Origin of the sequence: Sphaerisporangium corydalis (genome assembly GCF_025506355.1) — a bacterium.
Taxonomy (GTDB): domain Bacteria; phylum Actinomycetota; class Actinomycetes; order Streptosporangiales; family Streptosporangiaceae; genus Sphaerisporangium; species Sphaerisporangium corydalis.
The window spans coordinates 121,397-135,848 of record NZ_JANZYP010000015.1 but is presented as its reverse complement, the minus strand read 5'-3'; the positions used below and the strand labels follow the sequence as shown (position 1 = coordinate 135,848).

At 71.4% G+C, this 14,452-nt stretch carries 12 protein-coding genes; 8 read left to right on the top strand and 4 right to left on the bottom strand.

Going from position 1 to position 14,452, the window contains the following annotated elements; all coding sequences use genetic code 11:
* Positions 1–19: 19 nt before the first annotated feature.
* The gene (locus NYZ98_RS13650) at positions 20–2,236 is read right to left on the bottom strand and encodes a thiamine pyrophosphate-dependent enzyme (RefSeq protein WP_262843108.1); all 2,217 of its coding nucleotides are present in this window, start codon (positions 2,234–2,236) and stop codon (positions 20–22) included.
* 205 nt (positions 2,237–2,441) lie between these two features.
* On the opposite strand from NYZ98_RS13650, the gene NYZ98_RS13645 reads away from it, so the two are divergent.
* Together NYZ98_RS13645 and NYZ98_RS13640 are read left to right on the top strand one after the other, a co-directional pair.
* Entirely contained in the window at positions 2,442–3,821 is a 1,380-nt protein-coding gene (locus tag NYZ98_RS13645; RefSeq protein ID WP_262843107.1) for a hypothetical protein, read from the top strand.
* Positions 3,822–4,057: 236 nt separating this feature from the next.
* A complete protein-coding gene (locus NYZ98_RS13640) occupies positions 4,058–4,645 on the top strand; it encodes a hypothetical protein (RefSeq protein WP_262843106.1) in 588 nt (195 codons plus the stop codon).
* Between the two features lie 91 nt (positions 4,646–4,736).
* Here the strand turns inward: NYZ98_RS13640 and NYZ98_RS13635 are convergent, their stop codons facing one another.
* From NYZ98_RS13635 to NYZ98_RS13625, 3 genes are all read right to left on the bottom strand, one after another.
* Positions 4,737–5,609 carry an ABC transporter permease gene (locus NYZ98_RS13635; RefSeq protein WP_262843105.1) on the bottom strand — a complete coding sequence of 291 codons (873 nt, stop codon included), beginning with the start codon at positions 5,607–5,609 and terminating at the stop codon, positions 4,737–4,739.
* 4 nt (positions 5,610–5,613) lie between these two features.
* A complete protein-coding gene (locus tag NYZ98_RS13630) occupies positions 5,614–6,597 on the bottom strand; it encodes an ATP-binding cassette domain-containing protein (protein ID WP_262843104.1) in 984 nt (327 codons plus the stop codon).
* 266 nt (positions 6,598–6,863) lie between these two features.
* Positions 6,864–7,460 (bottom strand): SACE_7040 family transcriptional regulator, encoded by a 597-nt coding sequence (locus NYZ98_RS13625; RefSeq protein ID WP_262843103.1) that lies wholly within the window; start codon positions 7,458–7,460, stop codon positions 6,864–6,866.
* A 94-nt stretch (positions 7,461–7,554) separates the two neighbouring features.
* On the opposite strand from NYZ98_RS13625, the gene NYZ98_RS13620 reads away from it, so the two are divergent.
* The 6 genes from NYZ98_RS13620 (at position 7,555) to NYZ98_RS13595 (ending at position 14,432) form a co-directional block, all read left to right on the top strand.
* A complete protein-coding gene (locus NYZ98_RS13620; protein ID WP_456115250.1) occupies positions 7,555–9,129 on the top strand; it encodes a carboxyl transferase domain-containing protein in 1,575 nt (524 codons plus the stop codon).
* Positions 9,130–9,131: 2 nt separating this feature from the next.
* Positions 9,132–11,195 (top strand): ATP-binding protein, encoded by a 2,064-nt coding sequence (locus tag NYZ98_RS13615; protein ID WP_262843101.1) that lies wholly within the window; start codon positions 9,132–9,134, stop codon positions 11,193–11,195.
* Positions 11,192–12,187, top strand: coding sequence for a hydroxymethylglutaryl-CoA lyase (locus NYZ98_RS13610; RefSeq protein ID WP_262843100.1), 996 nt, complete (start codon positions 11,192–11,194; stop codon positions 12,185–12,187). Before NYZ98_RS13615 ends, NYZ98_RS13610 begins: the two co-directional genes overlap by 4 nt.
* A gap of 2 nt (positions 12,188–12,189) precedes the next feature.
* A complete protein-coding gene (locus tag NYZ98_RS13605; RefSeq protein ID WP_380706340.1) occupies positions 12,190–13,344 on the top strand; it encodes an acyl-CoA dehydrogenase family protein in 1,155 nt (384 codons plus the stop codon).
* A gap of 152 nt (positions 13,345–13,496) precedes the next feature.
* Positions 13,497–13,934, top strand: coding sequence for an ester cyclase (locus NYZ98_RS13600; RefSeq protein WP_262843098.1), 438 nt, complete (start codon positions 13,497–13,499; stop codon positions 13,932–13,934).
* A gap of 75 nt (positions 13,935–14,009) precedes the next feature.
* Positions 14,010–14,432, top strand: coding sequence for a GNAT family N-acetyltransferase (locus tag NYZ98_RS13595; RefSeq protein ID WP_262843097.1), 423 nt, complete (start codon positions 14,010–14,012; stop codon positions 14,430–14,432).
* Positions 14,433–14,452: the final 20 nt, after the last annotated feature.

Genomic DNA, 14,452 nt, shown 5'->3' with positions numbered 1-14,452 from the left:
CGCGGACGGCCGGGCGCCGTCACGCCCGCAGGAGCTTGCGGGCGGCCTCCTCGATGTGGGACTCCGAGAGCAGGACGTGGGCGGCGGCGTCGCCCAGCGGGATGAAGCTGTCCCTGGAGGTGACCCGGGCGACCCGGCCGGTGAACCCGCCGTCGGCGAGCGCCGCGATCACGCCTTCCGACACCCCTCCGGTGCCCCGGGTCTCGTCGGCGACCAGCACCTTGCCGGTCAGCTCGGCCGCGCGCAGCAGGTCGTCCACCGGGAGCGGGGACAGCCAGCGCAGGTCGAGGACGCGGCAGCCGTGCCCCTCGGAGGTGAGCCGGATCGCGGCACGCAGGCTCATGCGCAGCCCGTTGCCGAAGGTGACGATGGTCAGGTCGCGGCCGTCGCCGTACGCGCGGCCCCGCCCGATCGGCACATGCGTCTCCGCCCACCGCGAGGGGGGCGCGTACGGGGTGAGCCAGCCGTTGTCGCCCTCGTCCAGCAGGTCGCGGGTGTGGTAGAGCGCGATCGGCTCCAGGAACACGCACACCTCGCCGTCGGTCCTGGCGGCGGCGACGCAGGTGCGCAGCATGGCGGCGGCGTCGTCGGGCCGGGCGGGGGAGGCGATGACCAGCCCGGGGATGTCGCGCAGGGCGGCCACGGAGTTGTCGTTGTGGAAGTGGCCGCCGAAGCCCTTCTGGTAGGCGTAGGAGGCGACGCGGACGACCATCGGGTTGCGGTAGGCGCCCTTGGAGAAGAACCGCAGGGTGGCGGCCTCGCCGCGGAGCTGGTCCAGGGCGTTGTGCAGGTAGGCCAGGTACTGGATCTCGGGGATCGGCAGCAGCCCCGAGGCCGCCGAGCCGAGGGCCAGCCCGAGCAGGGCCTGCTCGTCGAGCAGGGTGTCGAACACCCGCCCGGCGCCGAAGCGCCGCAGCAGCCCCCGGGTGACGCCGTACACGCCGCCCTTGCGCGCCACGTCCTCCCCGAAGAGCATGGCCTCGGGGTGGGCGCCCAGGATGTCGCAGAGCGTGCGGTTGATCGCCTGGGCGAGGGTGAGCGGCCCTTCCCGCTCGGGCGGGGTCTCGCCGAACAGCTTGACCCGGTCGGTGGCCTGGCGGGTGACCTGCCCCGCCACCTGCGCGGGACGGCGCGGGGCCAGGGGCTCCATGACCTCCTCGGCCGACCGCAGGCGGGGCCGCCGGGTGGACTCCAGCGCCAGCTTCAGCACGTGCTCGCGGATCGTCTCGTAGCGCCCGAGCAGCTCCTCGGGGTCGGTCAGCCCGGCGTCGACGAGCAGCTTGGCCGTGGCGAGCAGCGGGTCGCGGGCGAGGTCGGCCGCGATCTCGCGCGGGGCGCGGTAGGCGGGCTCGACGTCGGAGCCGGCGTGGCCCATCAGGCGGACGGTGCGCAGGTGCAGGAAGGCGGGTGACCTGCGGGTGCGGACGTGCTCGACCGCCTCGCGGGCCACGTCGTAGGCTTCGGGGAGGTCGCAGCCGTCGGCCTGGAAGCGCGGGATGAGCGGGTGGCCCGCGGCCTCGATCCACCCCGGGGGCGTGCGCACGCTGATGCCGATGCCGTTGTCCTCGCAGACGAACAGCAGCGGCAGCGGCAACCCCTGGTAGGCGCAGTAGGCGGCGGTGTTGAACCCGGTCAGGGCGCTGGCGTGGTTGACCGAGGCGTCGCCGAAGCCGCACACCGCGATCGAGTCCGCCGGCCAGACGGCGCCGGGGACGCCGAGCTTGCGCGCCCGCTCGATGGCGAAGGCGACGCCGACGGCGCGGGGGAGGTGGCTGGCGATGGTGGAGGTCTGCGGGATGATCGCGAGGTCGGGGTGGCCGAAGACCTTGTGGCGCCCGCCGGAGATGGGCTCCTCGGCCGCGGCGGCGAGGCCGAGCAGCACGTCGCGCAGCCCCTCCTCGGCGAGCCGGCCGGCCTGCGCGGACCGGGTGAGGTAGAAGGCCCCGGAGCGGTAGTGCAGGAGCGCGGGGTCGGTGGGGCGGACGGCCGCGCCGACCGCGGCGTTGCCCTCGTGCCCGGCCGAGCCGATCGTGTAGAAGCCCTCGCCCTGTTCGCGCAGCCACCGGGCGGCGATGTCGAGCAGCCGGCTGGCGAGCTGGATCTCGAACAGCTCGCGGCACCGGGCGCCGGTCAGGGTCGTGCCCGGTCGTACGGGCAGGCCGGGATCGCGGCGTACTCCCGGGGAGAGCGCGGCGACCGACTCGGTGAAGTGCGTCTCTACTGCGTCGCGGGCCACGATGCCGATTATGTCGCTCGCGACCGGGCCGCGTCCCCTGGCTTGCCGAGTCTGCCTTGGTGTCCGAGTGGATCGTTCCGTTTGACTGAAATTAATGACGGTTTGTCAGACGGTTCAACCATCGTCATGAAACAGCCGTCTACTACTTATGAATGACGTGGCACCCTCAAGCCGCGTTTAAACAGAACGGGAAGGACGGACACCCGTGTTCAAACGCATCCATGCCGTCGTCGTGGCGATGGCGATGGGCGCCGGGGCATTAGCCCTGGTGGCCTCGCCCGCGTCGGCGGCGGCAGGGGCACACAAGGCCCCCGGAGTCTCCTCGGTGGAGGTGAGCTCCAGCCCGGTCGTCGTCGAGAACAAGGACGGCAAGGCCGTCACCTTCGGCTTCGTCTCGGACGGCGCCACCACCGCCGGCATCACGCTCAAGCGTCCCAACGGCTCCACGATCGACCTTGAGGCCAAGAAGGTCGGCGACCCCAGCGGGGGCAAGCAGAAGTGGGAAGGCTCGCGCACCTTCGGCCGGTCGGACGCGCCCGGCACCTGGAAGGTCACCGCCAAGGCGACCAGCGTGGTCGGCACCGGCGACGCGAGCAAGGAGTTCCAGGTCAAGCAGGTCTGGGAGACCGACCTCGCCGGATTCAGCGCCTCGCCCGAGCCCGTCGACAGCGGTGACACGCTCAGCCTCAGGGGCCGGCTGCTGGTCAACGGGACCGGCGGCTGGAAGCCGTACGCCAAGCAGAAGGTGTACCTCGCGTTCCGCGGGGAGGGGGACTCCGGCTACCACCGGGTCGCCTACGACTACACCGACTGGAAGGGCCGCTTCTCCACCGGCGTCAAGGCCGAGCGCACCGGCTGGTGGCGGGCCGAGTACGACGGGTCGGCCTCGGCCCATGGCTCGGTCAGCGACAGCGACCAGGTCGACGTGCGCCGCAGGACCACCGCCAGCCGGATCACCGGCTTCGGCGTGTCGCCGAACCCCGCCGACGAGGGCGACAAGCTGACCGCGCGCGGGCGGCTGGAAGTGGCCACCTCGCACGGATGGCAGGGCTTCGGCGGGCGTAAGGTCGACCTGCTGTTCAAGCCCGACGGTTCGGGCTCCTGGCAGTTCGTGGCCTACGACCGCACCGACTCCCACGGCCGCTTCTGGATCGACGCCGAGGCCGGGCGGTCCGGCTGGTACCGGGCCGAGTTCGACGGTGCCAGGGGGGTCAAGGGTTCCAGCAGCCGCGCGGTCTACGTGCAGGTCAAGGAGCCCCCGGCGCCCGCCGACACGCGGATCATCAAGTTCAACAGCTATCCCGAGCCGGTGAAGTACGGCAAGTACGTCAAGAACCGGGGCAAGCTGCAGATCTGGGACGGCGACCACTGGGTCGCGTACGACCACCAGAAGGTGGCGCTCTACTTCAAGCGCGCGCACCACACGAAGTGGGAGTACGTCAAGACGGTCACCACCAACGGTTCCGGGAGGTTCTGGACGCAGGTCAAGGACTGGAACTCCGGATACTGGAAGATCCGCTTCAAGGGGAACTCCGAGGCCGAATCCTCGGCCAGCCGGAGCGACTACGTGAAGGTGAAGAAGTAATTCAAAGGCGCCCAATTCAGGGCATCTGACCAGCGGCCCGCGGGATTCGTCCCGCGGGCCGCCGCTGTTCTTACCGTTTCGTGGCCGTGGCCATGCCGTGCCCTCCGCCCTCCCGGCCTGCGTGAATGGGAAGATCTCTCAAGATCTGTCACTTTCCGCACATGGGGAGAATCGCCGAGTCCACGGGGGTTCCTGTGGATTCTGCCGGATCAAGGGAATTCGGGGGATTCAACAAGATGATCCGTAAATTGCTGGTCGCCGCGGCCTTCCTGGCCGGGGTCTCGTTCTCCGGACCGGTCGCCTCGGCCGATACGGGGCAGGCCGCTCCGGCACGTGTGCCCGCGGTGACGCAGGAGGTGGCGGCGCCCAAGCCCGCCTGCGCGCCATACGGGTGCGCCGGGGTGCTGTGTCCGCCCGGCTACCGATGCGTCTACTCACCCAAGCAGTGCTTCACCCAGCCGTGCCCGCAGTACACCTGCGTCCGCATGACCTACCCGCCGTACAGCTACCCGTACACCTATCCGTACCCGGGGCCGCGCCCGCCGTACCCGTATCCGTACGGCTACCCGCCGTACCCGCCCCAATACCCGCCGTACCCGCCCTACCACCCGCCGCACCCTCCGTACCCGCACCACCCCCCGAACTGGCCGCCCGGTGGCGGTCCGATTCCGGGACCGATCGGCCCCGGCCCGAGGCCCGGTGGCCCCGGTGGCCCGGGTGGACCGGGTGGACCGGGTGGCGGACCGCACAGGCTGGGGACGGCACAGCCGGCCCAGGCCATGGTCCAGCAGGCACCGGTGGTCCCCGGTGGCTCGCTGATCTGACGCCAGGACACTGAGGGGGCCGTGCCGGGGAGAGTCGATCCCCCGGCACGGCCCCTCGGCGTACGCCGGCCCCGTGAAGGCGTCCGGCTCGTCAGTCCGTTCGGCGGAACTGGGCGATGGCGACGCCGAGCAGGCCGAGGCCCATGAGGGCGACGATGCCCAGCTCGGCGAGGATCGGGACGTGCCAGCCGAACCAGTGCACCCCGGGGTTGAGCGCCTCGACGACCCGAGGGCTCACCGACAGGTGGGAGAAGACCGCGTGGCGCATCGGGTCGACCGCGTACGTCAGCGGGTTGATCTTCGTCAGGAACGCCAGCCACCCGGGCAGGTTGGCCAGGGGGAACATCGCCCCGGAAAGGAAGATCATCGGCATGATCGCCATCTGCATGATCCCGAAAAAGCTCTGCATGGTCTTCATCCGTGCGGCCAGGCTCACGCCGAACGCGGTGATCGTCACCGAGGCGAGGAACATCTCGCCGAGCAGGGTGAGGATCAGCGTCGGGGAGTAGGGTACGTGCACGAACCCCGCGAGGGCAAGGATGATGACGCCCTGCGCGGTCGCCACGATGCCGCCGCCCAGGCACTTCCCGATCACGATCGCGGCCCGGCTGACCGGCGCGACCAGCATCTCCCGCAGGAACCCGAACTCGCGGTCCCACACGATCGACCCCGCCGAGAACATCGCCGTCGTGATCACCGTCATGGCGATGACGCCCGGGTAGATGAACGTGCGGAAGTCCACGCCCTGGCCCGGGCCCAGCGAGATCAGGGTGCTGAGGCCGGTGCCCATCACGAACAGCCACAACACGGGCTGGATCAGGGTGGAGAACATGCGGGTGCGGTCGTTGACGAACCGCAGCAGCTCGCGATGAAGCACGATCTTGACCGCCCGCAGGTCGTGCCGGACGCTGCGCCCTGGGACGAGCACCCGGACGACCCCGGGCGAGGTGACGTCTGCCGTCATCGTCCTACCTCCTTGCCATGGCGCGCATCCACGTCGCCCCGGCGCTCTCGCCCTCGGCGTCGCGGATGGTCGAGCCGGTGTAGTTCATGAACACGTCGTCGAGCGACGGGCGGGACACGCTGACCGAGCGGATCGGCACCCCCAGCTCGGCGAACAGCCGGGGCACGAACTGCTCCCCTGAGGGGACGGCGAAGGTCACCAGGCCCTCGCGGACGGCCGCGTCGAGCTCGAAGCGCTCCCGCAGCGCGGCGATGGCCGTCTGGTCGTCGGCGGTCTGGATCTGCACGCGGTCCTTGCCGATGCCGGCCTTCAGCGCCTCGGGGGAGTCGACGACCACGATCTCGCCGTGGTCGATGATGGCGATCCGGTCGCAGTACTCCGCCTCCTCCATGTAGTGCGTCGTCATGAAGATCGTGATGTCCTCGGAGTGCCGCAGCTTGTCGATGTACCCCCAGATGGCCGACCGGGTCTGCGGGTCCAGGCCGACCGTGGGCTCGTCCAGGAACAGCACCCTCGGCGAGTGCAGCAGCCCCCGGGCGATCTCCAGGCGGCGCTTCATGCCGCCGGAGAACGTCATGACCTTGGCGTCCTTGCGGTCCCAGAGCGCGACCATCTCCAGGACCTGCTTGATGCGCCCGGCGACCAGCTCCTTCGGCACGGCGTACAGCTCCGCGTGGAAGCGGAGGTTCTGCTCGGCCGACAGGTAGCCGTCCAGGGTGGGGTCCTGGAACACCAGGCCGATGTTGCGCCGGACCTCGTCCCGTTCCTTGACCACGTCGTGCCCGGCGACCCGCGCCGAACCCCCTGTGGGCTTGATCAGGGTGCACAGCATGCTGATGGTGGTCGTCTTCCCCGCCCCGTTGGGCCCGAGGAAGCCGAACACCTCACCCGGGCGGACCTCGAAGTCGACGCCCTTCACGGCCTCGACGGTGCCGTAGCTCTTCTTCAGCCCCCGTACGGCGACGGCGGGCGCCTCGCTTGTCGTCACTGTCCCTCTTCCCTGGCCGAACGCCTCCTGGTCGTCCCAGAGCGTGCGCGGTTCCATCATCCCCGGACGGGAGGAATGCCCCGATACGGGGCTGGGTCCACCGCTGTGGAGATATGTTGACGATATATCTAGATAGTCCTTAGAACAAGGCGAAGTACGGACTTGTGGGCATACTTACGGCGGCGGCGGGGGTGGCAGTGGCGACGAGGACGGCCGTGACGGTCCCGGCGGCCGGGCCGGGGGTCGTACGGGAGGGTGGCGCGGGGTTAGCGCTCGTTAACCACACTGGCGAGCGCGACGCGGGCCATGCCGTGCAGCAGCTCCGCCATGGCGTCCCGGGGCAGCTCACCGGCGCTGTGCGGGGTGGAGTTCAGCAACCCGAACACCGCGTGGGTGGCGGCCCGCAGCACCGGCGGCCGCGCCCCCGGGTACAGCTCGGTCAGCACCGTGACCCACTCCTCGACGTACAGCCGCTGGAGCCGGCGGATCTGCCGGCGGGCCGGCTCGGGGACGTTGCCGAGCTCGCGGTCGTGCACGGTGATCAGCGCGGGGTGGTCGAGGGCGAAGTCGATCTGCCCGGCGATGAGCGCGTCCAGGGCTCTGGCCCCGTCAGGGGCCCGGGTGGCGCGTTCCACCGCCGAGGTGCGCAGCCGCTCGCTGATGTCCAGGAGCATCTCGGCCAGCAGGGACTCCTTGCCGGTGAAATGGCGGTAGAGCGCCGGCCCCGAGATGCCGACCGCGCCGCCGATCTCCTCGATCGACACGCCGTGGAAACCCCGGGCCGCGAACAACGTGGCCGCCGCGTCCAGGATCTCCCTGCGGCGAGGGCTCGGAACGCGGGTAGGAGTCCGCACAACGGTCATGACCGGCAATGGTAGACGAATCAGTTAATGATGACTAACATCCAGGCCAGTGTTAGCGAACGTTAACCGCTGGGAGGTGGGCGTCATGGCCCCTGTGCTCCGGACGCTGGTGAGCCCGTCCGGCGAGGAGTTCAAGCGCAACGCCGAGGTCAACGAGCGCCTGGCCGCCGACCTGCGCGAACGGCTGGCGGTCGCGTCCCTCGGCGGCCCCGAGCGGTCGCGCGTCCGGCACGTCGAGCGCGGCAAGCTCCTGCCCCGCGACCGCGTCGGCACCCTGCTCGACCCCGGCTCCCGCTTCCTGGAGCTCTCCCCCCTGGCCGCCACCGGCCTGTACGGGGACGAGGCGCCCGCCGCCGGGATCATCACCGGCGTCGGCCGGGTCAGCGGCAGGGAATGCGTGATCGTCGCCAACGACGCCACCGTCAAGGGCGGCACCTACTACCCGCTCACGGTCAAGAAGCACCTGCGCGCCCAGGAGGTGGCCCTCCACAACCACCTGCCGTGCGTCTACCTGGTCGACTCCGGCGGCGCCTTCCTGCCGCTGCAGGACGAGGTCTTCCCCGACCGCGAGCACTTCGGCCGCATCTTCTACAACCAGGCCACCATGTCGCGCCAGGGAGTCCCGCAGATCGCCGCCGTGCTCGGCTCCTGCACGGCGGGCGGCGCGTACGTACCGGCCATGAGCGACGAGGCGGTCATCGTCAGGAACCAGGGCACGATCTTCCTGGGCGGCCCGCCGCTGGTGAAGGCCGCCACCGGCGAGGAGGTCACCGCCGAGGAGCTCGGCGGCGGCGACGTCCACGCCCGGGTCAGCGGGGTGACCGACCACCTCGCCGACGACGACGCCCACGCGCTGTCCATCGTCCGCGACATCGTCGCGACCCTGGCCCCCCGCGCCCCCCTCCCCTGGGAGCGGGCCCGGCCCGAGGAGCCGCTGCACGACCCCCGCGACCTGTACGGGATCGTGCCCGCCGACACCCGCACCCCCTACGACGTGCGGGAGGTCATCGGGCGGATCGCCGACGGCAGCCGGTTCCTGGAGTTCAAGGCCGAGTACGGCCCCACGCTGGTGACCGGTTTCGCCCACGTCCACGGGCATCCCGTGGGGATCGTCGCCAACAACGGCATCCTGTTCAGCGAGTCCGCGCTCAAGGGCGCCCACTTCATCGAGCTGTGCGACCAGCGCAGGATCCCGCTGGTCTTCCTGCAGAACATCAGCGGGTTCATGGTGGGCCGCGCCTACGAGGCCGGGGGCATCGCCAAGCACGGCGCCAAGATGGTCACGGCCGTCTCCTGCGCCCGGGTGCCGAAGCTCACCGTGGTCCTGGGCGGGTCCTTCGGCGCGGGCAACTACGCGATGGCCGGCCGGGCGTACTCCCCGCGCTTCCTGTGGATGTGGCCGAACGCCCGCATCTCGGTCATGGGCGGGGAGCAGGCGGCCAACGTCCTGGCCACCGTACGCCCCGGGGACGCGGGCGACGACATGGAGTTCAAGCGCGCGATCCGCGAGCGGTACGAGGAGCAGGGCAGCCCGTACTACTCCACCGCCCGGCTGTGGGACGACGGCGTGATCGACCCGCTCGACACCCGCACGGTACTGGGGCTGGCCCTCTCGGCAGCGGCCAACGCCCCCCTCGACCCCATCGGCTACGGCGTCTTCCGGATGTGACCATGTTCGACACCGTTCTTGTCGCCAACCGGGGCGAGATCGCGCTCCGGGTCATCAGGACCCTGCGCCGGCTCGGCGTCCGGTCCGTCGCCGTGTACAGCGACGCGGACGCCGGCGCCCGGCACGTACGCGCCGCCGACGCCGCCGTGCGGCTGCCCGGCGGCTACCTGGACGCCGAAGGGGTCGTCGCGGCCGCCAAGGCGACCGGGGCGCTGGCCGTCCACCCCGGATACGGGTTCCTGGCCGAGAACACCGCGTTCGCGCGGCGCTGCCAACAGGAGGGCCTGGTCTTCGTCGGACCCCCGCCCGAGGCCGTCGAGGCGATGGGCGACAAGATCCGCGCCAAGGAGACGGTCGCGGCGGCGGGCGTCCCCGTCGTCCCCGGCGGCGCCGAGCCCGCCGACGACCTCGCCGAGGCGGCCCGGCGCGTCGGATTCCCCGTGCTGGTCAAGCCGTCGGCGGGCGGCGGCGGCAAGGGCATGCTCGTGGCGCGCTCGCCCGAGGAGCTGCCCGAGGCCGTCGAGTCGGCCCGCCGCACGGCGCAGGCCGCGTTCGGGGACGCCACCCTGCTGATCGAGCGGTACGTCGCCGACCCCCGGCACATCGAGATCCAGGTGCTGGCCGACGCGCACGGCAACGTCGTCCACCTTGGCGAACGCGAGTGCAGCCTCCAGCGCCGCCACCAGAAGATCATCGAGGAGGCGCCGTCGCCGCTGGTCGACGACGCCATGCGGAGCCGCATGGGGGCCGACGCGGTCAGGGCCGCGCGGGCGGTCGGGTACGTCGGCGCCGGGACCGTCGAGTTCATCGTCTCCGGCGACCAGCCGGGGCACCCCGCCTTCTTCATCGAGATGAACACCCGGCTCCAGGTCGAGCACCCCGTGACCGAGATGGTCACCGGCCTGGACCTGGTGGAGCTCCAGCTCCGCGTCGCGGCGGGGGAGCGGCTGCCGCTGACCCAGGACGACGTCCGGATGGACGGGCACGCCGTCGAGGCCCGCGTGTACGCCGAGGACCCCTCGCGGGACTTCCTGCCCACCGGCGGGCGGGTGCTGTCCCTGGCCGAACCCGAGGGCGAGCCGGGGGTGCGGGTCGACTCCGGGATCCAGGAGGGCACGGTCGTCGGCAGCGACTACGACCCCATGCTGTCCAAGGTGATCGCCTGGGGCCCGGACCGGGGGACCGCGCTGCGGCGGCTGGACGCGGCCCTGCGCGCGACCACCGTCCTCGGGGTGACCACCAACATCGCGTTCCTGCGCGCCCTGCTCGCCGACCCCGGCGTGGTCGCGGGCGACCTCGGCACCGGCCTGATCGAGCGGCGCCTCGGCGCGCTGCTCGACGGCGCCTACGGCCCCGGCGGGCTGCCCGCCGACGTCGTCTCGGCGGCGGCGCTGATCCTGCAGGACCGGCTCGCCGGAACCGCCGGCGACGACCCCTGGGACGTGCCGGACGGGTGGCGGCTCGGCGAGCCCGCCTGGACCACCTGGCCGCTGTCGGCCCGGGACGAGACCGCCGAGGTGCGGGTGCGCGGCCTTCCCCGGCGGGCGGCGTCGGTGGCCGTGGACGGCGCCACCCCGGCCTCGGCCCGGCTGGCCGGCGGCCCGGACGCCCTGACAGGACGGGGCGACGCGCTCGTGACGCTCGACGGGCTGACCTCGCGCTTCGCCTGCGCCGTTTCGGGCGGGACGGTGTGGCTCGGCAGGGACGGGCGCACCTGGGCGGTCACCCCGCACGAGCCCGGCGACCGGGGCGACCGGGCCGGGGCCGGGCGGGCCGGCGACGGGGTGGTCCGCAGCCCGATGCCGGGCACCGTCCTGCTGGTCAAGGTCGTCGTGGGGGAGCGGGTCACCGAGGGCCAGCCGTTGCTGATCGTCGAGGCGATGAAGATGGAGCACACCGTCACCGCGCCCTCGGACGGCCTGGTGGCCGAACTGCCGGTGCGCGCGGGGCAGCCGGTGGACATGGACGCCGTACTCGCCGTCGTCCACGACGAGGCCGGCGAGTCCCCCGCCGAACCGGCTCCCGAGGGCGGCACCGGCGCGGCCACGGTCACGGGAGGGTCATGATGCGCACACCTTTCGAGGTCCCGATGGACGGGCTGCCGGACCGGGTGACGATCTACGAGGTCGGGCCCAGGGACGGCCTGCAGAACGAGTCGGCGATCGTCCCCGCCGGCGTCAAGGCCGAGTTCCTCGCCCGGCTCGCCGAGGCGGGGCTGACCACCATCGAGGCCACCAGCTTCGTGCACCCGAAATGGGTGCCCCAGCTCGCCGACGCCGAGGAACTGCTGACGCGGATGGAACGGGTGCCGGGCGTCCGCTACCCGGTGCTGGTCCCCAACGAGCGCGGCCTGGACCGCGCCCTGGACCACGGCGTCACCGACATCGCGATCTTCGGCAGCGCCACAGAGACGTTCGCCCGCCGCAACCTCAACCGCAGCGTGGACGGCTCGATCGAGATGTTCACCCCGGTCGTCGCGCGCGCCCTGGAGAACGGGCTGGACGTGCGGGCGTACCTGTCGATGTGCTTCGGCGACCCCTGGGAGGGGCCGGTGCCGGTGGAGCAGGTCGTCCGGCACGGACGGCGGCTCCTGGACCTCGGCTGCTCCCAGCTCTCCCTCGGCGACACCATCGGGGTCGGCACCCCCGGGCACGTCACGGCCCTGCTGGCGGCGTTCGCCGAGGCCGGCGTCGGCCCCGAGCGGCTCGCCGTGCACTTCCACGACACCTACGGCCAGGCCCTGGCCAACACCCTCAGCGCCCTGCGGGCCGGGGTGACCGTCGTCGACGCCTCGACCGGGGGCATCGGCGGCTGCCCGTTCGCCAAGAGCGCGACCGGCAACCTGGCCACCGAGGACCTGGTCTGGATGTTGTCCGGGCTCGGCGTCGAGACCGGCGTCGACCTCGAATCGCTCGTCGCCACCAGCGTCTGGCTGGCCGGGGAGCTGGGCCGCCCGAGCCCGTCCCGCGTCGTCCAGGCACTCGCCGCGGAGTCCCCCGGCCGTAGGAACGTCACCCAGGTCCCGGCCGAGGTACCCCCGGCCGTCGAGGAGGAGTGAGCATGCACCGGCTCAACGACGAGTACGAGGCGTTGCGCAAGACCGTCGAGGAGTTCTCGCGGGACGTGGTCGCGCCGGTGATCGGCGACTTCTACGAGCGCTGCGCGTTCCCCTACGACATCGTCGCCCAGATGGGGCGCATGGGGCTGTTCGGGCTGCCGATCCCCGAGGAGCACGGCGGCATGGGCGGCGACTACTTCGCCCTGTGCCTGGCCCTGGAGGAGCTGGCCCGCGTCGACTCCTCGGTGGCGATCACCCTTGAGGCCGCGGTGTCCCTCGGCGCGATGCCGGTGCTGCGGTTCGGCTCGGCCGAGCAGAAGGCCGAATGGCTGCCCCGGCTGGCCACCGGCGAGACGCTGGGCGCCTTCGGCCTGACCGAGCCGGGTGGCGGCTCCGACGTGCCCGGCGGCATGCGGACCACGGCCGAGCTGGACGGCGGGCACTGGGTGATCAACGGTTCCAAGGCGTTCATCACCAACTCGGGCACCGACCTCACCGGTTTCGTCGCGGTGGCCGCCATCACCGGGCGCCGCGAAGGCGGCAAACCGGAGATCTCCACCGTCCTGGTGCCCTCGGGGACGCCCGGGTTCACGGTCTCAAAAAAGTACTCCAAGGTCGGCTGGTCGGCCTCGGACACGCGGGAGCTGGCGTTCGCCGACTGCCGGGTGCCCGAGGCCAACCTGCTCGGCCGGCGGGGACGGGGGTACGCGCAGTTCCTGCAGACCCTGGACGAGGGCCGCGTGGCCATCGCCGCCCTGTCGGTCGGGCTCGCCCAGGGCTGCGTGGACGAGTGCCTGCGCTACGTCCAGGAGCGCAAGGCGTTCGGCCGGCCGATCGGGCGTTACCAGGCCATCCAGTTCAAGGTCGCTGACATGGAGGTCCGCGCCCACACCGCGCGCCTGGCCTACTACCACGCGGCCGAGAAGATGCTCGCGGGCGAGCCGTTCAAGAAGGAGGCGGCCATCGCCAAGCTGGTGGGCTCGGACGCGGCGATGGACAACGCCCGCGACGCCACCCAGATCTTCGGCGGCTACGGGTTCATGAACGAGTACCCGGTGGGCCGCTTCTACCGGGACGCCAAGATCCTGGAGATCGGCGAGGGCACCAGCGAGGTCCAGCGCATGCTGATCGCCCGCCAGCTGGGTATGCCCGCTTAGGCGAGCAGCGCTCGCGTGGCCGTCGGCGGCCGATGAACGACCCCGATGACCTGCGCTATCGTGAAAAGTGGACGAGGCACGGGCCGGCTCGGTGAGTCGGCCATCGCGTGCTTGGTCCGCTCGCCGTTCTCGTCGTGAGAAGGGTCCACCAGATGTCCGATGCCCGACGGGCCGTCGACCGCCTGAAAGACGCGTACAACAGCCATGATCTCGAGGCGCTGGCGCAGTGCTTCACCGAGCGGCCCGTCCTGGTCTCCCCCGATGGCATCGCCGAAGACAAAGAGGAGATCGCCTCCTATTACGGCCAGTTCATGCAAGCGTTCCCGGACACGATCGTGACCCCCCAGTCGGTGACCGGCTCCGAGGACACCCTGGTGGCGGAGTTCACGATCACCGGCACCCACAAGGGACCGTTTCTGGTGCCCGGAGGGGGCATTCTGGAGGCGACCGGCCGCCCGATCGCCATCGGCGCCTGCAGCGTCTCGATCGTGGAGGAGCGGCTGATCCTCAGCCATCGCATCTACTACGACCAGCTCGAGCTCGTCACCCAGCTCGGGGGCCTGGCCTGTTTCTCCGACCACCCTTTGTGATCCCTGCGGACGCCGAATGGACGAACGTGCCCTCCACTCCCTAAAGTCCCTTTCATGACTTCCGAAGATCTCCTTGTGAGAAGGGCTGAAGAGCACGACATCGAGGAGATCTTCGCACTGGCGCGCGAGTTCGCGCTCTCCTTCCGCCCCCAGAGGGCGGCGTTCGACGCGGCCTTCCCCCGCCTGCTGGAGAATCCGGACGCCCTGATCCTGGTCGCCGTCGTGGACGGGGTCGTGCGCGGGTACCTCCTCGGGTTCGTGCACCTCACGCTGTTCGCCAACGGGCACGTCGCCTGGGTCGAGGAGGCGATGACCCAGCACGGCTTCCGCCGGCGCGGGCTCGGGCGGCGGCTCCTGGAGGAGTTCGGCGCCTGGGCGCACACCCGCGACGCCGGGTACATCGCGCTGGCCACCCGGCGCGCCCAGGAGTTCTACCAGGCCCTCGAATACGAGTCCTCAGGGACCTACTACCGCAAGGTCCTCAAACCAGACCGCTGACCTCGCGGCTCACCGTCCCC